At 67.0% G+C, this 20684-nt stretch carries 24 protein-coding genes; 10 read left to right on the top strand and 14 right to left on the bottom strand.

What is annotated here, in order from left to right:
* Window positions 1-12: 12 nt before the first annotated feature.
* From ACW17W_RS07065 to ACW17W_RS07045, 5 genes are all read left to right on the top strand, one after another.
* Window positions 13-237, top strand: coding sequence for a DUF1902 domain-containing protein (locus tag ACW17W_RS07065; protein WP_492080048.1), 225 nt, complete (start codon window positions 13-15; stop codon window positions 235-237).
* 79 nt (window positions 238-316) lie between these two features.
* Entirely contained in the window at window positions 317-511 is a 195-nt protein-coding gene (locus ACW17W_RS07060; RefSeq protein WP_492080047.1) for a type II toxin-antitoxin system HicA family toxin, read from the top strand.
* Window positions 512-596: 85 nt separating this feature from the next.
* Window positions 597-1547 carry an acetyl-CoA carboxylase carboxyltransferase subunit alpha gene (locus ACW17W_RS07055; RefSeq protein WP_492080046.1) on the top strand — a complete coding sequence of 317 codons (951 nt, stop codon included), beginning with the start codon at window positions 597-599 and terminating at the stop codon, window positions 1545-1547.
* Window positions 1548-1638: 91 nt separating this feature from the next.
* Complete coding sequence (locus tag ACW17W_RS07050) at window positions 1639-2271, top strand: response regulator (RefSeq protein ID WP_492080045.1); 633 nt, start codon at window positions 1639-1641, stop codon at window positions 2269-2271.
* Window positions 2271-2741, top strand: a complete 471-nt coding sequence (locus tag ACW17W_RS07045; RefSeq protein WP_492080044.1) for a chemotaxis protein CheE — start codon at window positions 2271-2273, stop codon at window positions 2739-2741. Before ACW17W_RS07050 ends, ACW17W_RS07045 begins: the two co-directional genes overlap by 1 nt.
* On the opposite strand, the gene ACW17W_RS07040 is transcribed toward ACW17W_RS07045, so the two are convergent.
* From ACW17W_RS07040 to ACW17W_RS07010, 7 genes are all read right to left on the bottom strand, one after another.
* The gene (locus ACW17W_RS07040) at window positions 2726-4570 is read right to left on the bottom strand and encodes an ABCB family ABC transporter ATP-binding protein/permease (protein WP_492080043.1); all 1845 of its coding nucleotides are present in this window, start codon (window positions 4568-4570) and stop codon (window positions 2726-2728) included. The genes ACW17W_RS07045 and ACW17W_RS07040 overlap by 16 nt on opposite strands.
* Window positions 4571-4650: 80 nt before the next feature.
* The gene (locus tag ACW17W_RS07035; protein WP_492080042.1) at window positions 4651-5034 is read right to left on the bottom strand and encodes a hypothetical protein; all 384 of its coding nucleotides are present in this window, start codon (window positions 5032-5034) and stop codon (window positions 4651-4653) included.
* Window positions 5035-5085: 51 nt separating this feature from the next.
* Window positions 5086-6102, bottom strand: coding sequence for a threonine aldolase family protein (locus tag ACW17W_RS07030; RefSeq protein WP_492080041.1), 1017 nt, complete (start codon window positions 6100-6102; stop codon window positions 5086-5088).
* 2 nt (window positions 6103-6104) lie between these two features.
* Window positions 6105-7097 (bottom strand): mechanosensitive ion channel family protein, encoded by a 993-nt coding sequence (locus ACW17W_RS07025; protein ID WP_492080040.1) that lies wholly within the window; start codon window positions 7095-7097, stop codon window positions 6105-6107.
* Window positions 7098-7223: 126 nt separating this feature from the next.
* Entirely contained in the window at window positions 7224-8957 is a 1734-nt protein-coding gene (locus ACW17W_RS07020; RefSeq protein WP_492080039.1) for a cisplatin damage response ATP-dependent DNA ligase, read from the bottom strand.
* A gap of 91 nt (window positions 8958-9048) precedes the next feature.
* Window positions 9049-10863, bottom strand: coding sequence for an ATP-binding protein (locus ACW17W_RS07015; RefSeq protein WP_492080038.1), 1815 nt, complete (start codon window positions 10861-10863; stop codon window positions 9049-9051).
* Window positions 10864-10936: 73 nt separating this feature from the next.
* Window positions 10937-11242, bottom strand: a complete 306-nt coding sequence (locus ACW17W_RS07010; RefSeq protein ID WP_492080037.1) for a BolA family protein — start codon at window positions 11240-11242, stop codon at window positions 10937-10939.
* A 46-nt stretch (window positions 11243-11288) separates the two neighbouring features.
* Between ACW17W_RS07010 and ACW17W_RS07005 the strand changes: the two genes are divergently transcribed.
* Window positions 11289-11975 carry a J domain-containing protein gene (locus tag ACW17W_RS07005; protein ID WP_492080036.1) on the top strand — a complete coding sequence of 229 codons (687 nt, stop codon included), beginning with the start codon at window positions 11289-11291 and terminating at the stop codon, window positions 11973-11975.
* Here the strand turns inward: ACW17W_RS07005 and ACW17W_RS07000 are convergent.
* Window positions 11972-12436: a MarR family winged helix-turn-helix transcriptional regulator gene (locus ACW17W_RS07000; protein ID WP_492080035.1), complete on the bottom strand. Its 465-nt coding sequence runs from the start codon at window positions 12434-12436 to the stop codon at window positions 11972-11974. The genes ACW17W_RS07005 and ACW17W_RS07000 overlap by 4 nt on opposite strands.
* A gap of 132 nt (window positions 12437-12568) precedes the next feature.
* On the opposite strand from ACW17W_RS07000, the gene ACW17W_RS06995 reads away from it, so the two are divergent.
* Complete coding sequence (locus tag ACW17W_RS06995) at window positions 12569-12994, top strand: organic hydroperoxide resistance protein (protein WP_492080034.1); 426 nt, start codon at window positions 12569-12571, stop codon at window positions 12992-12994.
* A 235-nt stretch (window positions 12995-13229) separates the two neighbouring features.
* Window positions 13230-14234, top strand: coding sequence for a cobaltochelatase subunit CobS (cobS, locus tag ACW17W_RS06990; RefSeq protein ID WP_492080033.1), 1005 nt, complete (start codon window positions 13230-13232; stop codon window positions 14232-14234).
* Here the strand turns inward: cobS and ACW17W_RS06985 are convergent.
* Together ACW17W_RS06985 and ACW17W_RS06980 are read right to left on the bottom strand one after the other, a co-directional pair.
* Window positions 14231-14788 (bottom strand): DUF2239 family protein, encoded by a 558-nt coding sequence (locus tag ACW17W_RS06985; protein ID WP_492080032.1) that lies wholly within the window; start codon window positions 14786-14788, stop codon window positions 14231-14233. The genes cobS and ACW17W_RS06985 overlap by 4 nt on opposite strands.
* 269 nt (window positions 14789-15057) lie before the next feature.
* The gene (locus ACW17W_RS06980) at window positions 15058-15414 is read right to left on the bottom strand and encodes a phage holin family protein (protein ID WP_492080031.1); all 357 of its coding nucleotides are present in this window, start codon (window positions 15412-15414) and stop codon (window positions 15058-15060) included.
* 171 nt (window positions 15415-15585) lie between these two features.
* Here ACW17W_RS06980 and ACW17W_RS06975 point away from each other — a divergent pair, with 171 nt between their 5' ends.
* The gene (locus ACW17W_RS06975; protein WP_492080030.1) at window positions 15586-15894 is read left to right on the top strand and encodes a CsbD family protein; all 309 of its coding nucleotides are present in this window, start codon (window positions 15586-15588) and stop codon (window positions 15892-15894) included.
* A gap of 15 nt (window positions 15895-15909) precedes the next feature.
* Here ACW17W_RS06975 and ACW17W_RS06970 read toward each other — a convergent pair whose 3' ends face one another.
* The 3 genes from ACW17W_RS06970 to clpS form a co-directional block, all read right to left on the bottom strand.
* Window positions 15910-16635 carry a hypothetical protein gene (locus tag ACW17W_RS06970; protein WP_492080029.1) on the bottom strand — a complete coding sequence of 242 codons (726 nt, stop codon included), beginning with the start codon at window positions 16633-16635 and terminating at the stop codon, window positions 15910-15912.
* Between the two features lie 127 nt (window positions 16636-16762).
* On the bottom strand, window positions 16763-19075 hold the full coding sequence (gene clpA, locus ACW17W_RS06965; protein WP_492080028.1) for an ATP-dependent Clp protease ATP-binding subunit ClpA: 2313 nt from the start codon (window positions 19073-19075) through the stop codon (window positions 16763-16765).
* A 13-nt stretch (window positions 19076-19088) separates the two neighbouring features.
* On the bottom strand, window positions 19089-19418 hold the full coding sequence (gene clpS, locus ACW17W_RS06960) for an ATP-dependent Clp protease adapter ClpS (protein ID WP_492080027.1): 330 nt from the start codon (window positions 19416-19418) through the stop codon (window positions 19089-19091).
* A gap of 169 nt (window positions 19419-19587) precedes the next feature.
* Between clpS and ACW17W_RS06955 the strand changes: the two genes are divergently transcribed.
* The gene (locus ACW17W_RS06955) at window positions 19588-19959 is read left to right on the top strand and encodes a hypothetical protein (RefSeq protein WP_492080026.1); all 372 of its coding nucleotides are present in this window, start codon (window positions 19588-19590) and stop codon (window positions 19957-19959) included.
* A gap of 71 nt (window positions 19960-20030) precedes the next feature.
* Here ACW17W_RS06955 and ACW17W_RS06950 read toward each other — a convergent pair whose 3' ends face one another.
* Window positions 20031-20501 carry a phasin family protein gene (locus tag ACW17W_RS06950; protein WP_492080025.1) on the bottom strand — a complete coding sequence of 157 codons (471 nt, stop codon included), beginning with the start codon at window positions 20499-20501 and terminating at the stop codon, window positions 20031-20033.
* Between the last annotated feature and the right edge of the window lie 183 nt (window positions 20502-20684).

Here is a 20684-nt window from a genome sequence, read left to right as displayed (position 1 = left end):
CATATTCCAGCGATGACCGAACCCTTTTACGTCAAGGCGATCTGGGACCCGGAAGCGGGGGTCTGGACCAGCGAATCCAACATCCAGGGTCTGGTTCTGGAGACCGCGACACTGGCCGAGTTCGAGTCCCTGGCCAGGCATTTCGCACCCCAGCTTCTCGCCGAAAATCTCGGGATCGCGGGCGAGGTGCCCGTACGATTTGAAGCTGTCGGCGGTTTCGACGTGATCGCGGCCTGACCGTCGTTGAACCCGACCGTGCGTTGAGTGCGATCTCTGCTTCTTTCAATCGATAGAGACCCGATCAACGGAACTGTCGATGCCCAACGACTTCTACCCCGACCTGACCGCCCTTCTCTTCGCCGCCGGCTGGCGGCGCGCGGAGAACGCCAGGGGCAGTCATGAGAAATGGCGGCATCCCGACAGGTCCTTTGCCATCATCGTCCCTCGTTCCAAAAGCCGGCACACCGCCAACGCCATCCTGAAACAGGCCGGTCTGCCCAAGGCCTTCTGAACCCCCGCTTGCCCGCGCGCGTTGACGGCTCTAGGTTCCGCCGCCTCGCCGGGCGGCTCTCCTCGCCCGTCAATCCGGATGCCCGATGGCCACGCACTATCTCGAATTCGAAAAGCCGATCGCCGAGCTCGAGCACAAGATCGACGAGCTGAGCCAGCTGTCGGCCACTTCCGGCTCGTTCGAGGCCGAGATCGCGGGCCTGCGCAAGAAGGCGGCCCAGCTGCGCAAGAAGACCTATGCCGACCTCGACCCGTGGATGAAGACCCAGGTCGCCCGGCATCCCGAACGCCCCCATCTGACCGACTATCTGGCCGGGCTGTTCACCGATTTCGTCGAGCTGAAGGGCGACCGTCAGTTCGGCGACGACCAGGCCATCATGGGCGGTCTGGCCCGTTTTCGCGGCCAGGCGGTCGTCGTCATGGGCCATGAAAAGGGCAATGACACCGCCAGCCGCCTGACCCACAATTTCGGCATGGCCCTGCCCGAGGGCTATCGCAAGGCCGTCCGGCTGATGGACCTGGCCGAGCGGTTCGGCCTGCCGGTCCTGACCTTTGTCGACACCGCCGGCGCCTATCCGGGGCTCGGCGCCGAGGAGCGCGGCCAGGCCGAGGCCATCGCCCGCTCGACCGAGCGCGGCCTGACCCTGGGCACGCCGATGATCGCCACCGTCACCGGTGAAGGCGGGTCCGGCGGGGCCATCGCCCTGGCCGCCGCCAACCGCGTGCTGATGCTGGAGCATTCGATCTACTCCGTCATCTCGCCCGAGGGGGCGGCCGGCATCCTGTGGCGTGACGGCGCCCGCGCGCGCGACGCCGCCATGGCCATGAAGATCACCGGGCCGGACCTTTTGCAGCTCAAGATCGTCGACCGGGTGATCCCCGAGCCGATGGGCGGCGCCCATGCCGATCCGTTGGCCACCATCGCCGCCGTCGGCGACGTCATCGCCGAGGAACTGAAGGCTCTGGTCCCCCTCTCGGCCGATGCCCTGCGACGACAGCGCGCCGACCGGTTCTACGCCATCGGCCGAGCCGGCTGACCCACCTCGCGCCCGGGACCTGGCCGGCGTTAACCGCTTGTCCACGGCCCCGTGACAACTGTCCGGGAGCAGGATTCACAGCGGCGCGGTCATGACCGGATTCGGCGAGAAGCTTCGCGATAGCGCCGTCGTCAACTTCAGCAGCGCTGTGACCATGGTGGTCGACGATTCGGCCTTCAGCCGCGAACTGACCGCAGAAGCCCTGCGCGGCTTCGGCATCCAGGTCCGCTACGCCTGTTCCAGCGCCGAAGAGGCCATGGCGATCATCCGCGACCATACGATCGATCTGCTGCTGGTCGACTGCGACATGCCCGGCATGGACGGCTGCGAGCTGGTGCGCTGGATTCGGCATTCGGGACATGAGCCCAATGCCTTCGTGCCCACGATCATGACCGCCGGACACGTGCGGCGCGGCAAGGTCGCGGCCGTGCGGGATTGCGGGGCCAATTTCCTCATCACCAAACCCTTCAACGCGGCCGGTCTGCTGGAGCGCCTGGTCTGGGTGGCCCGCGACAACCGTCCCTTTCTCGAGGCCGGAGACTATATGGGCCCGGATCGAAGGCGCGGCCGTTCGAAGCCGCGCAAGGACGGGGAGCGCCGCGCCGACATGGTGGCCCGCGCCAAACGCGAAGCCAGGTTGGGCCTGTCAGGGGACGAAGCCGAGCTGCACGCCCTCACGGCCGAACTGGAGGCTGAGGCGGCGAGAATGGGAGGGGGCGCCTGATGGCCTTCATCAGCCAGCAGAGGACGTCCCGCCTGTCCGCCATGGTGGACACCGCCGGCGGCGTCAGCGTGGGTGTCGCGATGGCCCGGGCGTCAGCGAACCTGGAGGCGATGCAGCCCCGCGGTATGGACATCATCACGACCCGGATCCGCAACCTGGCCGCCATACCGGCCCCGACCGGCCCGGACGAGACCGCCAAGGCGCGCGCCTATGGCCTGTCCGCAGGCATACTGGACGCTGCGGGTCTGTTTCAGATGGCGGATCTCTGCGCAGCGGCTTCGGGGCTCTGTGACCTTCTGGACGCCTCGCCCGAGGGTGAGGCCTTCGACTGGCGCATCGTCACGGTGCACGTCCAGTCGATGCAGTTGATGCAGACGCTGGCGCCGGGCGAAGCGGGCGAGGCGGCCCGGCATCGCGTGCTGGAAGGCCTGCGCGACATTGTCCGCGCCAGACTTCACCCCGGGGGCTGAGCCGCGCCTCGGGTCTGTTTGCGCCACAGGGCGGCATATTCGCCGCCCACATGGGCGACCAGTTCATGGTGCGCTCCGCGCTCGACGATCCGTCCGGCCTTGAGCACCAGAATCTGGTCGGCATCGGCGATGGTCGACAGCCTGTGGGCCACCACCAGGGTTGTACGGCCGGAGCGGGCGCGGCGCAGGGTCTTCTGGATCGCCGCCTCGGTGCGGCTGTCCAGGGCGCTGGTCGCCTCGTCGAGAATCAGGACCGAAGGATCGGCCAGGAGTGCGCGGGCAAGGCCGACCCTCTGGCGCTCCCCGCCCGACAGTTTCAATCCGCGCTCGCCGACCCGCGTCTCAAGACCTTCGGGCAGTCCGCGGATGAAATCCGCCAGCTCCGCCGCCTCGGCGGCGGCCCAGATCGCCGCCTCATCGGCCTCGGGCCGGGCAAAGGCGATATTGACCCCGATGGTGTCGTTGAACAGGGCCACGTCCTGGGGCACCAGGGCGACGACCTGCCGGATCGAGGCCTGGCTCACCGACCGCATGTCGTCGCCATCGATCGTAACCCGCCCGCCCTGGGGGTCGAGCAGGCGCAGCGCCAGTTTGACGATGGTGGACTTGCCCGCGCCTGAGGGTCCGACAATGGCTGTGGTCTTGCCGGGCGCCGCGACGAAGCTGACGTCTTCCAGCCCGGCGGCGCGGGCGTCGTGCCGGAAGGTCACCTGGTCGAAAACGATCTCGCTGCCCCGCACGTCGACCCGGCGCGTCAGGGCATGGGCGTCCGGCGCATCGGCGACCAGCGGGCGCAGCCGCGTCACCTTGAGCATCTCCTCCATATCGATGAAGGACTGGCGAATCTCGCGGTAGGCGAAGCCCAGGATATTGAGCGGGCCGTAAAGGGAAACCAGGATCAGAACCGCCGCCGTGACATCGCCCGGCCCCATCCGGCCGGCGGCCGCCTCGAACCCGGCCATGACCGCCATGACGCCGAGGCCGAGGTTCATCACCAGGGCCTGGACGACATTCAGCATGGCCAGAGAGGCATTGGCCTTGAGCGCCGCGTCATTGTAGACGCCCAGCGCCCGGTCATAGCCTGCGGCCGCCCGTGCCTCGGCCCCGAAAGACTTGACTGTTTCGTAGTTCAGCAGGGCGTCGACGGCCAGACCCGCCGCCTCGCTGTCCGCCGCGTTCATGGCGCGACGCTGCTCGATCCGCCAGTTGGAGATGCCGAAGGTCAGGGCGGTGTAGATGACGACCACCACCACGGCGACAGCGGCGAAACGCCAGTCATACTTGCCGCCCAGCACCCCGGCCGCCAGCACCAGTTCCAGCCCGGTCGGGACAAGGTTGAAGGCCAGCACGCGCAGCAGAAAGTCTACGGCCCGGGAGCCCCGGTCCACGGTTCGGGACAGGGAGCCGGACCGTTTGGTCTGGTGGAAATCGAGCGACAGATTCAGGGCGTGGGCGAAGGTCTCGGCCGCTGTGGTCCGCTGGGCAGCGGCGCGAACGGGCGCGAACACGACATCCGACAACTGGGGCGCAGCGGACGACAGAAAGCGGACGAGGGCCCACCCCACCGCGAACCCGGCAAAGCCCAGACCGATGGCGACGCCGGTGGGCTGGTCACGCGCCAGATGGTTGACCGCCGCCCCCAGCACCAGCGGCGCCAGCACGCCCAGACCCTTTCCCACCAACGTCAGGCCGATGGCCAGCGCCAGTCGCAGGCGCAGGTGCGGCGCCTTTGACCGGCCCACAAGCCGCGCCAGCTCCAGCAGCGCCGTCAGGGTTCCAGGCTCTTCTCCCGCGGCGGCGGGCGCCCCGCCCTGGGCGCGGGTTTCCATCGATCCCCCGCCTCGTCCGCCGCCCCGCTCGCCTCTCGCCATGAGGGGGATATGGACGTCTGCTGGCCGGGTGGGAAGGGTCAGTCTTCAGGACAGCGGTTATGTTGAAGCGACTGGCCCCAATCAGGCGCGTCATCGGTTGTGACGGCCATCTGGAAGCCGCCGTCCTTGACATGACGGACGCGGTATCCGCCCGTGCCGGGAAGCAGGTCGAAGACGACGCCGTCGCCAGCCGTCCTCACCTGAAATTCCACCGTTCGACCCCGGCTGATGCGACGGACACGGCCCGTGCCGGCCCTTTCGATGACGACCAGGGACCGGCCTTCGCAAACAGGGAGATCGGGCACGATCGTGATGAAGTCCTCAATATCGGCAGGGCCGACGGCCCACCGCCCCAAAAAGGGTGTTGCTGGATCTGGCGACGGGGCGGCCTCCAGGGCCAGCAAGGCGAGAAGAGCGATCATGGGCCCTGACTGCCGGCCCGCCGGGTGTAGAGCGACTGATGATTTCTGACCTCAATCCATGCCGGTGATCGTCTCGATCAGTTCATCGACGGCCTCGATCCGCGTCGCCCAGGAACAGACGAACCGCACCGAGCCGTCGTCGAACCGGTAGCAGGCCCAGCCCAGGGCGTTCAGCCGCGCATGGGCCGTCGCAGGCATCCGCACGAAAACAGCATTGGCCTCGACCGGATGGGCCAGGACGAACGGCGAGCCGAGCGCAATCCCCGCCGCCAGTCTTTGCGCCATCCGATTGGCGTGGGCGGCCCCCGCCTCCCAGTCGCCGCTTTCCAGAAGTCCGAGAAACGGCGCCGACAGGAACCGGCCCTTGGACGCCGTCTGGCCGGCCTGTTTCAGCCGGTTGTCGAGACGCCGCGCCAGGGACGTGTCGAACAGAACCAGCGCCTCGGTCGAGGCCAGCCCCGCCTTGGCACCGCCGAACACCAGCACATCGACGCCGAGACGGGCGATCTGCGTCAGGTCGAACCCCGCCGCCGCCGCATTGGCCAGCCGGGCGCCATCCAGATGCACCCCGTATCCGCGGGCCTTCACAGGCTCGATCAGATGCCGCATCTCCTCGGTGGTATAGACTGTGCCGTATTCCGTGGACTGGGTCAGGGACAGGGCCGCGGGCGGCTGGCGATGCCCCACCTCGGGCTCTTCGAGGATCGCCGTCAGCGCCCGGGCATCGATCTTTCCGGACACGCCGGGCAGGCCGATCAGGCCCACGCCCTGACCGAAGAAGCCCGGGGCGCCGGTCTCGTCGGTGCAGACATGGGCGGCGTGATGGGCCAGCACGGCCTCATGCGGAAAAGCCAGCATCGACAGGGCGATGGCGTTGGCCGCCGTGCCGGAGAAGACGAAACGGATCTCGGCGTCGGCGTCGAGCCGGCGGCGGATTTCATCGGCGGCGCGCGCGGTGACATCGTCGGAGCCATAGGCCCGCGCATAGTCGGCATTGGCGTCGGTCAGCGCCGTCAGGGCCGAGGGCGTCATCCCGGCGGTGTTGTCGGAGGCGAAATCATAACGCATCGTCAGCCTCTCCTGTGGGGCTTGACGGACAATGCCTCGGGGCGGCCTTCGCCCGCTCCGGCGTCAGCTCCAGGACTCGCTGTGGTGCGCACCCGCACCACAGGCATGACATCCTCGTCGCCATAGGGGACGGCGACCTGATGCGGGAACGGGATCTCGATGCCGGCCTCGTCCAGCGCCTCCTTGCCGGCCTGCATCAGGTCGGCCTGGGTCTGCCACCAGTCGCCCGGAATGACCCAGGCGTGAAGCGTGACCTGGACCGCGCTGTCCAGAAGGTCGGTCACCCCGGCCCAGGGCGGCGGCTCTTTCAGAACCTTGTCATGCAGGGTCGCTACAGCCAGCAGAACCCGCCGCGCCTCAGCCAGGTTCTCGCCATAGCCGACCGTGAAGAGGATCTCGACCCGGCGGGTCTTCTGCCCCGAAAGATTGATGATGACGTCGCCCAGCACCTTGGAATTGGGCACGACGATCTTGTGGTTGTTGGCGTTGGACATCTGGGTGGTGAACAGGTCCAGCCTCTGGACCGCCCCCGTCGCCCCGCCGATATCGACCACATCCCCGACGCGATAGGGACGCAGCACCAGCAGCATCACCCCGGCCGCCACATTCGACAGCGTCCCCTGCAGGGCGAGACCCACGGCCAGGGAGGCCGCGCCAAGCACAGCGATAATCGAGGTCGTCTGCACCCCCAGTCTCTGCAGGACCGCGATCAGGCCGATGATGATGATCACCACCCTGACCAGCTGAACGGCGAAGGCGACGACGGTCTGGTCGTGACGGAAGGCCCGGGTTCGTCCCAGCATCCGCTTGACGACGGCGGCTCCCCATTTGGCGGCAAACAGGGTGGCCGCAAAGATCAGCACGGCGATGGTCAGGTTGACCGCGAAGGCGCCGGCCATGTCGATCAGCCGGACCGTCAGGGCCTGGTCGAACGCCAGGGCCTGACGACCCGCGTCGACGGCTTGCGAGATCTGGTCGGAAACAGGGACAGTCATCGCGCGGGGTCTAGACCATTATCGGTCGGGATTGAATCGACCCGGACCGGAAAATGAACCTGGCGGCCGGGATTGAACGGAATGTGAGGACAGGGCCATCGTCCGGGGGCGGTCTTGCCCGACCGTTCACCCGGCCCCGGGCGTCCCGCCGGGCTGCGGGTCCCGGGCTGTCGCCGCCACGGTGATCCGGCCGCCGCCGGCCTCGATCGCCGCCAACAACTCCATGACATGGGCCAGGGTGTCGGCTTCGCGCGCAGGCTTGTCCCAGCGGATGCGGGAGATGCGCGGAAACCGCATCGCCACGCCCGACTTGTGCCGGCTCGACCGGTTCAGGCCCTCGAAGGCGATCTCCAGCACCAGGCCGAAATCCCGCGTCGCGGTCACCGACCGCACAGGGCCGAACCGCTCAACCGTGTGGTCGCGCACAAACCTGTCCAGCTGTTTCAGCTCCTCGTCGGTAAAGCCGAAATAGGCCTTGCCCACAGGGCTCAGCGCCCCCGCCTCGTCCCAGACGCCGAAGGTGAAGTCGGAATAGAAGCTGGACCGCTTTCCGTGGCCGCGCTGGGCGTACATCAGCACGGCGTCGATCAGATGCGGGTCGCGCTTCCACTTGAACCAGGGCCCTCTGGGGCGGCCGGCGACATAGACCGAGTCGCGTCGTTTCAGCATCAGCCCCTCGGCGGCGGCCCCCACGGGTGGATGGGCGCGCAGGGCCGCCAGCGCGTCCCATCCGTCATGGTCGACCACCGGTGAAAGCTGCAGCCGGTCGCCTGGATGCGCCGCAACCAGCCGCTCCAGGGCCGCGCGCCGCTCGATCAGGGACAGGGATCGCAGATCCCGCCCCTGCTCCGCCAGCAGGTCATAGGCGATGATGGCCGCCGGATGGGTCGCCAACAGCCGGGCATCGGCCGTCTTGCGATTGAGCCGCTGCTGCAGGTCGCCGAACGGGGCGATCTCGCCGTCCCGCCACACCACCAGTTCGCCGTCCACCGCCCCCTCGAACGCCAGCCCGTCCATCACGTCGGGAAAGGCCGCAGAGATATCGTCCCCGGTGCGCGAGTAGAGGCGCGCCGCATCGCCCTCCCGGACGGCCTGGACCCGGATCCCGTCCCACTTCCATTCCGCCACATAGGCGTCCGGATCCAGCCGCTCGAAGTCCGTCGTTTCGTCCAGCGCCACGGCCAGCATGACCGGCCGGAACCGGCCCGGTGCGTCCCCGCCCGGTCGCTCCTGCCGGCCCTCCAGCCAGGCGAACAGGTCGGCATAGGGCGGCGTCAGGCCGTGCCAGATCTCCTCGATCTCCGCCACATCGACCGGCAAGAGCGGCTCCGCCGGGGGGCCTCCATCCGGGGCCGGCGATGTCTGCGCCGCCCCGGGCCGCATCATCGCCGCAGCCGTGCGCGCCAGCCGCGCAGAGAGGCCCACTCGCAGGCCGCCGGTCACAAGCTTCAGCATCGCCCAGCGACCCTTGGGCGCCAGATCGTCCAGCCAGCCCTCGATCAGCGCCGCCACCTCGGTCCGCTTCGCCACGGTCAGGGCGTCGACGATCTCGGCCAGGGACGGTTCCCGATTTGGCCGGCGCAAGGGGTCGCCCGGCCAGGCCAGGGCGGCCGTCTCGGCCAGGTCGCCGACATAGTCATAGGACCATCCGAACAGGACGGGATCCAGACGGGCCTCTACCACGCGCCGGATCATGGCCGGCTTGGCGGCGCCGAAGCTCAGATCGCCGGTCAGGGCGGCAAGGGCCCAGCCGCGATCCGGATCGGGCGTGACCCTGAGATAGTCGCGAAGGATCACCAGCCGGCTATTGCGTGACCGCGTCAGCGACAGTCTGTCAAGAAGTTCGGCGAAGGCGCGCATGAGACAGGACCGGTGACGCCGCCGTCCGGCGCCGGCGCTCTAACGGATGAGGCCGGTCAGGTTTCCCTCATCCCCGGGCCGTTGCAACCCTTCAGGCGGCCGTCGGCTCGCCGATGGCCTCTTCCAGAATGGTCCTCATGGCGGACCTGCCGCCGGGGGCCAGCACAATCAGCTCGGCCAGGTCGGCGAAATTGATCGGCTTGGTCAGATAGGCGTCGGCCCCGGCCGCCAGACCGGCGCGACAGTCCTCGGAACGGGCCGAGGCCGACAGGACGACGATCGGCGTATCCCTGTTGATGCCGGATTGCCGGATCAGCTGGGTCGCCGTCAGACCGTCCATGACCGGCATGTTCACATCCATCACGATCAGATCGAAGGCCTGTGCCGCCCCCAGATCGACAGCGATCTGACCGTTCTCGGCCGAGACCGTGCAATGTCCGGCCGAGGTCAGCCAGGTGTCCAGGATCATGCGGTTGATCGGGTGGTCCTCCACGATCAGCACATCCAGACTGCGCGCCTGACCGGCATGAAGGACCGGTTCAGCCCGGGCGCCCGTGGAGGTCCACTCCACCACCTCGGCCTCGACGGTGAAGGTGAAGGTCGAGCCCCGGCCCGGCGTTGATGTCACGGTGATATCGCCGTGCATGATGTGGGCCATGCGGCGCGCGATGGTCAGGCCGAGGCCGGTGCCGCCAAAGCGGCGCGTGGACGAGGCATCCAGCTGGGTGAAGGGCTGGAACAGCCGCCCGACATCTTCATCGGAAATACCAGGCCCGCTGTCGCTGACGATGAAGTTGAAGCGCACTCGCCGGTCTGACAGGCGCAGGCTGTGAACCTCATAGTCGATCTGGCCGCGATCGGTGAATTTCACAGCGTTGGACAGCAGGTTCTGCAGCACCTGACCGACCCGCAGCGGGTCGCCGCGGACAACGGACGGAACGTCTCCGGTGAACCGGCAATTCAGGGCAACCCCCTTGGCCTCGGCCAGGGCGATGAAGGGCGAACTGACGCGGTGGTGCAGATCTTCCAGCGAGATGTCGACGGTCTCGAACGTCATCCGGCCGGCCTCGATCTTGGTCATGTCGAGGATGTCGTTCAGCAGCGAAAGCAGGCTGTCGCCCGAGTTGCGGATGATCGACAGATACTCCCGCTGGGTGACGTCCAGACCCGTCGAGCCCAGCAGCTGGGCGGCCCCCAGCACGCCGTTCATCGGGGTGCGCAGTTCATGGGACACGACCCCGAGGAAACTGGACTTGGCCTCGCTGGCGGCGTTGGCCTTGTCGCGGGCGGTCTCCAGCTCGGCGATGAGTCTGGCCTGATCCTCCTGGAAGGCGCGGATGCGCTGGTCCCGCAACATGTTCATCATCACCATGACGAACAGACCGGCCGCCGTGAACGGCAGAACGGCGAGGAAAGACCAGAACAGCGGCGTTCCCCACAGATTGGCCGCGATGACCGCAGCCACGATGCCATAGGGCGAGGAAATCACCAGGGCCTGCCGCGGCGAGCTCCGCAACTGGGCGAAGACCAGCATATAGCCGGAGATCAGCAGGGCGACGGCAAGGGCGCCGCCGAAGGCATTGCCCCAGAACCAGGCCATGACGGGCGCAGCGGCCCAGGCGGCGGTGGTCACTGTGGCGACGGCCGGAAAGACCAGTCCCCATCCCGCACCGACCTTGCCGGCGATGCGTTTCTCGAAATATCCCCTGACGGCGCCGGCGACCACGGTGACGCCGAACCAGACGAGCGCCGAGCGCCAGCCGACAACGCCCAGCAGGCCCACGGCCCAGCTGGCGATAATCAGATAGCGCAGGTACTGGGTCTGCAGCATCGCCGCGAGGGCCTGAGCGGCCTCCCCGGCGTTGAGCGCCTCCAGCCCCTTGCCCATTCCGTCGGATCCGACCACCCGCTGTTCCGGTTTGCAATTTGCCCCGGGGCGACGTTAGGTTGAAGGTTCTAAGACGACATGAACGGCATGATCAGCCCCTCCCAGCATGCTCCAGCGGCGTCAGGGCGCGGATGGACAGGGCATGGACCGGTCCGGCCAGTTCCTCGGCCAGCGCGGCATTGACAGCCCGCTGCCGCGCCAGACGACCCTGGCCCTCGAACGCTGCGGAAACGATCGTCAGGTTGAAATGGCTTTCGCCGCCCGGGCGGGCGTCCATGCCGCCTTCATGATGGTGGCCGGCGTGTCTGGCGCTGTCGTCCTCGACGATCAGAACCTCGGGGGAGAGGCTTGATGTCAGTTTCTCCCGGATAATCGTCGTAATCGGGCCGTCTGACATCGATGCTTCCTTGATGAGGTCCAAATCCCCCTTACAGTTGGAATCGATGGCTGCCGAATTCCAGTACAAACCCCGTTTCAAGGATATGCGGATCAAACCGCCCCGCCCGGAAGAGGAGGCGGCGGCCGCTGACGTCCTGCATCTGAAGCCCGGCGAGAAGCCGTGCGAATGGCCCGACTGCCGTCAGGCCGCGACAGCGCGCGCGCCCAAGTCGCGCGAGCGGCTGAACGACTTCTATGAATTCTGCCAGCGCCACGCCGGCGAGTACAACAAGGGCTGGAACTTCTACGCCGGCATGAACGAGGCCCAGATCCGCGCGGCCAAGGAAAACGAGGCCATGACCGGCGGCCGCCCGACCTGGGAGATGAAGGCCGGCAAGAACAGCCGCGAGGCCGCCGCCTTCGCCGCCAAGATGGGCACGGCCAGGAACCAGGGCCCAAACGCCGAGGCCGGCAACTGGCGCGACAGCTTCGGCCTGTTCGGCCGCCGCACCCAGGAGCAGGCCGGCCCCAACGGCGAGGCCGAACTGCGCATCGGCAAGCTGGAGCGCGCCGCCCTTTCGGATCTCGACCTCGACCTGCGCACTGACAAGACGGCGGTCAAGGCCCGCTATCACGAGTTGCTGAAACGCTTCCACCCCGACCTGAACCAGGGCGACCGGGGCGCCGAGGCCAAGCTCCAGCGCGTCATCAAGGCCTACAAAACGCTGAAAAAGGCCGGGCTGGCGGCCTAGGCGTTCGGGACAGCGCCCGCGATACGAGCGCTGAAGGCCTTCACGCTGGCGTTGAAAGCCTTCACCTCGTCGATGCTCATGCCCGAACGCGCCAGCATGGCCTGGGCCAGACAGGGCGTCTTCGCCATCACCCCCTGCCCCGCCTCGGTCAGGGCGACCTGCACCTGACGCTCATCGGCCTGACCACGTCTGCGCGTCACCAGCCCCGCGACCTCCAGCCGCTTGACCAGAGGCGTGATCGTGCTCGGCTCCAGCGACAGCCGCCCCGCCAGACCGCCGACCGTCAGCGTCCCCGCCTCGCTTAACGCGCTGAGCACGAGGAACTGCGGATAGGTGATGCCCATTTCATCCAGCAGCGGCTTGTACAGCCGCCCCACCGCCATCGAGGCGGAATAAAGGGCGAAACACAGCTGGTCGTCGAGCGTCAGGGGCGCCGGGATCGTGGATGCGGATGGGGTCATGCCCGTTAGATATCACAATAATGAATGCTGCGCCAATATTTCTCTGGACGGCTGGAACCAACCGGCGTAGAGATTGTTTATCGCAATAATTAACCGGCCGTCACGGCGGCCCTCATCCCAAGGAGCCACACCATGGAAGTCCTCTACACCGCCCACGCCACCGCCTCGGGCGGCGGCCGCGACGGCCGCTCGGCCACCGACGACGGCAAGATCGACGTCAGCCTGTCTGTCCCTGCGGCCATGGGCGGCGACGACGGCCCGGGCACCAACCCCGAGCAACTCTTCGCCACCGGATACGCCGCCTGCTACCTCGGCGCCCTGCGTCTGGTCTCGGGCAAGGCCGGCACGCCCGTCGGGCCGAACACAAAAGTCGCCGCCGGCGTCGGCTTCGGCAAGAATACCCGTGGCGAGGGCTTCAACCTCGACGTCTCCCTGACCATCACCGACCACGGTCTGGACCAGGCCGTGATCGACGATCTGATCGAGAAGGCCCACCAGGTCTGCCCCTATTCCAACGCCACGCGCGGCAATGTCGATGTGGCCCTGAAGGCGGAATAGCGCGCCTTCGCTCATCCCGGCGCACGCCGGGAACCGGCATCCGGACGGGGAACGGATTGTAGCGTTCATCACGACGGGCACGACGGGATTCACAACGAACACGACGGCAGCGCAGCCAGCGTCGTCGTGTCCGTCGTGACGCGCCGTGTTCGCTTTGATGAACTCTTGCCAACTTCCGGCTTTCGCGGGGATGAGCGGGGTTTAACAGTCCACGAACGTGCGCTAATCGCAGGCCATGTCCTCTCCCCTCGACGCCTCCCCCGATCCCCTCCTGACGTTCGAACCGCACCGCAAGGCGACTGTGCGCGAGATCTTCGGCGTCGACAGCGACATGCTGGTCCCGGTGTTCGAGCCGGGCGACAGCCATGTGCCGGAAATCGATCCCGCCTACCGCTTTGATCCCCAGACGACCCTGGCCATCTGCGCCGGCTTCGCCTTTGACCGCCGCGTCATGGTCCAGGGCTATCACGGCACCGGAAAGTCGACCCATATCGAACAGGTCGCCGCCCGGCTGAACTGGCCGACCGTGCGGGTGAACCTCGACGCCCACGTCAGCCGCATCGATCTGGTCGGCAAGGACGCCATCGTCCTGAAGGACGGCAAACAGGTCACCGAATTCCGCGAGGGCATGCTCCCCTGGGCCCTGCAACGCCCCATCGCCCTGGTGTTCGACGAATACGACGCCGGCCGCCCCGATGTGATGTTCGTCATCCAGCGCGTGCTGGAGGCCCAGGGCCGCCTGACCCTGCTGGACCAGAACCGCGTCATCCGCCCCAACAAGCATTTCCGCCTGTTCGCCACGACCAACACCATCGGTCTGGGCGACACCTCGGGCCTGTATCACGGCACCCAGCAGATCAATCAGGGCCAGATGGACCGCTGGTCGATCGTCACCACCCTCAACTACCTCGACCACGACGTGGAGGCCGAGATCGTCGCCGCCAAGGTTCCCGAGTGGCAGGACGCGGACGGGCGCCGCAAGATCGCCGCCATGGTCCGCGTCGCCGACATGACCCGCAACGCCTTCATGAACGGCGACATCTCCACCGTCATGTCCCCCCGCACCGTTATCACCTGGGCCCAGAACGCCATCATCTTCGGCGGCGACCTGGCGCTCAGCTTCCGCCTGACCTTCCTCAACAAATGCGACGAACTGGAACGCCCGACCATCGCGGAGTTCTATCAGCGGGCGTTCGGGGAGGACTTGCCGGAGGCGGCGACGCGGGTGAAGGTGGGTTAGGCAGCGGCCAGTTCCACCGCTGTAACCCTCACCCCCTCCGGCCACGCCTCCACCGCCGCCTCCAGCCCCGCCGCAGACCCCGCGAACAGCGCCCGGACGGCGTCCTCATAGCCCGGCCGGTCGCCCGCCATCGTGGTCATGAAGGCGTAGGCGGCGTCGCGGGCCTTGCGGGCGCGGTCGGGGCCCTCGGCGTCGCGCAGGGCGGTCTCGACCAGCTTCCTCAGGGCCACCGACGCCCCGCCGGGCTGGCCGGCCAGCCAGTCCCAGTGGCGCGGCAGAAGCGTGACCTCCCGCGCCGTCACCCCCAACTTCGGCCGCCCCGGTCCCCGTTTCTCCTCCACCGGCGTCGGCGTCAGCCGCGCCAGGACGGCCTCGACATCGCCCCTCAGGTCCAGATCGACGACCCGGCCCGTGGCGGCGTCGAAGGCCAGCACGCCCTCTCCCCCCCCATCCACGGCCGCCTTCACCGCCGCGACCACCTCGGCCGCCGGCCCGTACGCGATCCGTCGGTCGCCCTCGAAGGCGAACATGGGCAGGTCGGCAGGGACGGACATGGCGGGCTCCTCGATGGAGGTCGAGGATTTACCCGGGTGAATTCTGGACGTCAATATCGCCCGGATAATATGATTCCTTCTCCCATTGGGAGAAGGTGGCTCGCGAAGCGAGACGGATGAGGGTCGGGTCTCGCCATCGGCGCAAGCCGTCGCACAAACGGAGACGCGGCTGGCGCCGACTTCCGACGCCAGCCCCTCACCCTTTCGCGCCAGAACGACGGCAACGCCGCCGTGCGCTCAAGCCCTCTCCCGCCGGGAGAGGGTACGCCCTACTCCCGCCCCTTCCCGTCGCCGATGAAGGCGCCCGCCACCCAGCTGACCACGCCGGTGATGATCGCCGCCCCGATGCCCGCCCACAGGCCGTCGACGACGAAACCGTCCAGCAGCACTGCCACCAGACCGATGGTCGCGGCGTTCACCACCAGCAGGAACAGGCCGAAGGTCACCACCGTCAGGGGGAAGGTCAGGAAGACCAGCACGGGCCGCACCAGGGCGTTGACCACCCCCAGCAACAGCGCCGCCCACAGCAGGGAACTCGTCGCCGTGAACCCGACCCCCGGCACGACCTGGGCGGCCAGCCACAGGCCGGCGGCGGTGACAAAAAACTGCAGAATGGCGCGCAACATGGCCGTCTCCCTTTGCCGTGAATCTAGGCCTCCGCGCACCCCGCCGCAATCGGGCCGCGACCTGTTGACAGGGGTGGGAACCGTCGCCGTTCGGGCGCACTATCAGGGGCAGGCGGCCGCCCCCTCCCCCATTTTCCCACACCGGCCGCGTCATCGAGACAGGAACACCCCATGACCGATCAACGCATCGAAGGCGCCGCATCCACCCTGACCGGCAAGACCCAGGAAGGCTTCGGCAAACTGACCGGCGACAGCAAGCTGCAGATGGACGGCAAGCTGAACGAGGTGAAGGGCAAGGCGCTGGACGCCTATGGCCGCGTCATCGACGGCCTGGACGGCATCGCCGACAAGGCCCCCGCCGACATCCGCGAGCCCGCCAAACGCGGTCTGGAGTTCGCCCGCAACAAGCCGCTCCTGACCACCGGCATCCTCGCCGGCGCCGCCATCCTGCTGTCCAGCCTGGGCCGTCGCCGCGGCTAAAATCAGGACGCCCGGTCAGTCGTCTTCGCGAGGGAGGCTGGCCGGGCTTTTATCCCCGACCTCGATCATACGGCGCGTCATGGCGATCCGCGCGGCGAAGTCGTTGCCCTCGCCATCCGGTAGGACGGTCGGCAGGGCGTCCAGCCGGGCGGTCGCGGCGGTGAAATCCCCGGACTGGCGCTGGACATTGGCAAGAATGAGCTGATGGCCCCACCATTCCGTAGGGTCTTCTGCCTTGAGTGAATCGATCGCGACATCCATCGTCGGAACCAGCTCGGCGGCGTAGCGGCCATACTGCTCCGCCGCCTCCCGCACCTGCCAACTGGCCTTTAGCAACAGCCAGGCGGCATCCAGCGGCTTGATGTCCTTCTCCAGACGCGCCGCGACGAAGCCGAACACATAGTAGGACGCCTCGTCCTTGATGGCCGCGTATTCCGGCGTGAGGACGAGCGCCTGGATCGCCACGATCTCTTCCGGCGTAAAGTCGCGATAGACAGGGAATTTGCTGTCAGGGCATTGCGGCAACGGCATCGGGAAGGTCCACGATCCGATCGGCTTGCCGTCCAGCTCCATCCCCCACGTCGAATAGGACGCTGTGCTGGTCCATCTGAACTTCTTGCCGTCCACCGGACAGGTCGCCTCGGCCTGATACGGTGTTCCGGCCGTCGCCGCAGCCGGCAGCACCAGTCCCGTCATTATTCCTGCGGCCATCGCCCAGGCGGCAAGTTCAAAACGGCGCATCGGATTCTCCCTCTCGACGGGTAGAGGCTCATCCGCCTTCATGGCGCATTCGTGGCCGACGTTCGTCGAACAAAAAAGGCCCGGATCCTGCGATCCGGGCCTCTGTTGTTTCAGCCTGCGAACTGGATCACTCGACGATCTCGTCCGCCTTCTGGGCCGCCTTGACCGCCGGTCCGGTCGCCTCGGTGATGTCGAAGGCGATCTTGCCGTCCTTCAGCTCCACCTTGACGTGACCGCCCCTGGTCAGCCGGCCGAACAGGATGTCGTCGGCCAGCGGCTTCTTGATGTTTTCCTGAATGACGCGGCCCAGGGGACGGGCGCCGTACAGTTCGTCGAAGCCGTTCTTGGCCAGCCAGTCGGCGGCGTCGTCGCTCAGTTCGATGGTGATGTTGCGGTCCGCCAGCTGGGCTTCCAGCTGAAGGATGAACTTGGTCACCACCGAGCGGATCGTACCGGCGTCCAGCGACTTGAAGCTGACCACCGCATCCAGACGGTTGCGGAACTCCGGGGCGAACAGGCGCTGGATGGCCTTTTCGTCCTCGCCCTCGACCTTGCCGCGACCGAAGCCGATCGAGGCCCGGGCGTTGTCGGCGGCCCCGGCGTTGGTCGTCATGATCAGGACCACATTGCGGAAGTCGACCTTCTTGCCGATGGCGTCGGTCAGCATGCCGTTGTCCATCACCTGCAGCAGGATGTTGTAGACGTCCGGGTGGGCCTTCTCGATCTCGTCCAGCAGGACCACGGCGTGGGGATGCTGGTCGACGGCGTCGGTCAGCAGGCCGCCCTGGTCATGGCCGACATAGCCCGGAGGGGCGCCGATCAGCCGGCTGACCGTGTGCCGCTCCATATATTCCGACATATCGAAGCGCAGCATCTCGATGCCCAGGGTGGCGGCCAGTTGCTTGGCCACCTCGGTCTTGCCGACCCCGGTCGGGCCGGCGAACAGGAAGGAGCCGATCGGCTTCTGCGGATCGCGCAGACCCGCCCGGGCCAGTTTCATGGCCGAGGCCACCTGTTCGATAGCCGCGTCCTGACCGAAGACGGCCCGGTTCAGGTCGGACTTCAGCTCGCGCAGACCCTCGACGTCGGACTTGGACACCGACTTCGGCGGGATCCGGGCCATCTTGGCGATCACGGCCTCGACCTCCTTCTGGCCGATGACCTTCTTGCGCTTCGATTCCGGCAGCAGCATCTGCGACGCCCCCGCCTCGTCGATCACATCGATCGCCTTGTCCGGCAGTTTGCGGTCGGTCATGTAGCGGGCCGACAGTTCGACCGCCGACCGGATGGCGGCCTCGGTGTAGCGCAGCTTGTGGTGGCCTTCGTAGGCGGTCTTCAGCCCGCGCAGGATCTTGACCGTGTCCTCGACCGTCGGCTCGTTGACGTCGATCTTCTGGAAGCGACGGACCAGGGCCCGGTCCTTCTCGAAATGCTGTCGGTATTCCTTGTAGGTCGTCGATCCCATGCAGCGCAGACTGCCGGAGGCCAGGGCGGGTTTCAGCAGGTTGGAGGCGTCCATGGCGCCGCCCGAGGTGGCGCCCGCCCCGATCACCGTGTGGATCTCGTCGATGAACAGGATGGCGTTCTCGTGGTTCTCCAGCTCCTTGACGACCTGTTTCAGCCGCTCCTCAAAATCGCCGCGATAGCGGGTGCCGGCCAGCAGCGCCCCCATGTCGAGGCTGTAGATGGTCGCGCCTTCCAGCACGGCCGGGACCTCGTGGTTGACGATCTTGCGGGCCAGACCCTCGGCGATCGCCGTCTTGCCGACGCCGGGTTCGCCGACCAGCAGCGGATTGTTCTTGGTCCGGCGGCACAGGATCTGGATGGCCCGCTCGACCTCGGCGTGGCGGCCGATCAGGGGATCGATCTTGCCGTTGCGCGACTTCTCGTTGAGGTCGACGCAATAGGCCTCCAGCGCCTCCCCGCCCGATTTCACGGCCGCCGCATCCTCGGCCTCTTCGGGCGAGGCCCCGCGGGCGGGGCGGTTTTCCGTGGCGCCGGCCTTCTTGGCGATGCCGTGGGCGATGAAGTTGACCGCGTCATACCGCGTCATGTCCTGCTCCTGCAGGAAATAGGCGGCATGGCTCTCGCGCTCCGAGAATATGGCGACCAGAACGTTTGCGCCGGACACCTCCTCGCGACCGGAGGACTGGACGTGGATCACCGCGCGCTGGATCACGCGCTGGAAGCCGGCGGTGGGCTTGGCGTCCTCGCCGTCGCTGGTGGCGAGCGCGGCCAGGTCGGTGTCGACATAGCTGGTCAGGGCCGTCTTCAGCGCGGCCAGGTCGACATTGCAGGCCTTCATGACGCCGGTCGCATCCGGATCGTCGATCAGGGCCAGCAGCAGGTGTTCAAGCGTGGCGTATTCGTGCCGACGCTCATTGGCGTAGTGGACCGCGCGATGCAGGGTCTCTTCGAGAGGACGCGAAAACGAGGGCATGGGGAGGTTCCTCTCAGTCCTTTTCCATCGTGCATTGGAGGGGATGTTGGTGTCGGCGGGCGGTTTCCACCACCTGGGCGACCTTGGTTTCGGCCACCTCATAGGTGAAGACGCCGCAGACGCCGACGCCATGCTGGTGCACATGCAGCATGATGCGGGTCGCGGCCTCGCGGTCCTTCTGGAAGAACCGCTCCAGCACATAGACGACGAATTCCATCGGCGTGTAGTCGTCGTTCAGGATCAGCACCCGATACAGCGAGGGCTTCTGAAGCCTGGGTTTTGTTTCGGTGATGGTGGCCGAGCCTGAGCCCTGCCCCTGTTCACCTGGCCGACGGATGGGCATTCGGTGTCCGGTATTTCGGGGAGTCGAAACGCTAGATAGGGAATGATGGCCTGAATTGAAGCGACGGCAAGTCACAGCTTTCGTGACGGCCGGCCGTGGCCCCCCTTCGACACCTGACGGTGCAGGCCGGACTCGTTGCGGAACGGCGCGAATGCGGGCTTGTAGACCCATGAGCGAGTGGAAGATGTTTCTTCAGGCCTATGTCGGGGCCAAAGACTATGCCGCAGGCTTTCGCGTCGCCGGGCGGCTGATTGACCTGACGACGCCGCTGGCCGCGACCGCTGACTGCCACGTGTCGCCCTACTACAAGTTCGACGACCAATACGGGGTCTGGCTGCTGCTGGAGGCGCGGGACAAGCCCGCGGCCTGGCTGGCCCTGCAAGCGACGCTGGCTGTCGGCTGGCATGTCGGCGGCGACGAGACCGATCGCCACGCCATCTGGGACGTTCGCAATGACGGCCCCTGCCCGATCGCCGAGGTGCGGTGGCTGAACCTCGAACTCTATGCGACGGGCGAACCCGCCACGGATCAGGCAGACTGACTGGCAAACGAAAGGCCCCCCGGATCGCTCCGGGGGGCCTGGCGGTACGCCACTGAAAGGTCAGATCGCTTTTAGCGGGCGGCCTGGAACTTTTCGACGGTCGCGGTGACGCGCTCGTTGATAGGCTTGAAGCTGTCCTTGACCGAGGCGGTCAGGGTCTCGGTCGCCTTGGTCATCTCGGCCATGTAAACTTCCATGGCGGACTTGGTGTAGCTGGTCTGCAGCTCGATCAGTTCCTGGATCGAACGGGCCTTGGCGAGCGACTGGGCGGCGGCGACGCCGGTTTCCCAGCTGGTCTTGCCGTACGACAGGGCCTGGGCCGACAGGGCCTCGGCGCCCTTCTGAGCGGCGGCGGCGGCGGCGGTCATGGCTTCGAGGTTATGCTTGCTCTCTGCGCTCAGCTCGGAGAGCGAGGCGTTAGTGCGGTCCAGACCTTCACGAAAGGCCTGGGCGCCGGCGGCCTGGACTTTTTCAGCCTGGGCGGTGGCGGCGGCAGCGGTCTTTTCAACGGTCTTTTTGACGGTTTCGGCGGTGTCGGCCATGGGTTTCTCTCCTGAAGCGGGATGCGCGGAGGCCCCCGCGCCGGATATTTCTCGCGACGGGCGATTCCGTCTCGACACCGGGTATATGGTGCAGGTGCGAAGAGGGGTCAAGGATTTTGTGCAGTGCAACATATGGACACTGAAAAGGTTCATGATACAGTCATACGGCCGATCAAATCTCTG

Source organism: Brevundimonas sp. FV1ye29L (assembly GCF_058681095.1).
This window is presented reverse-complemented; position numbering and strand designations above follow the sequence as displayed.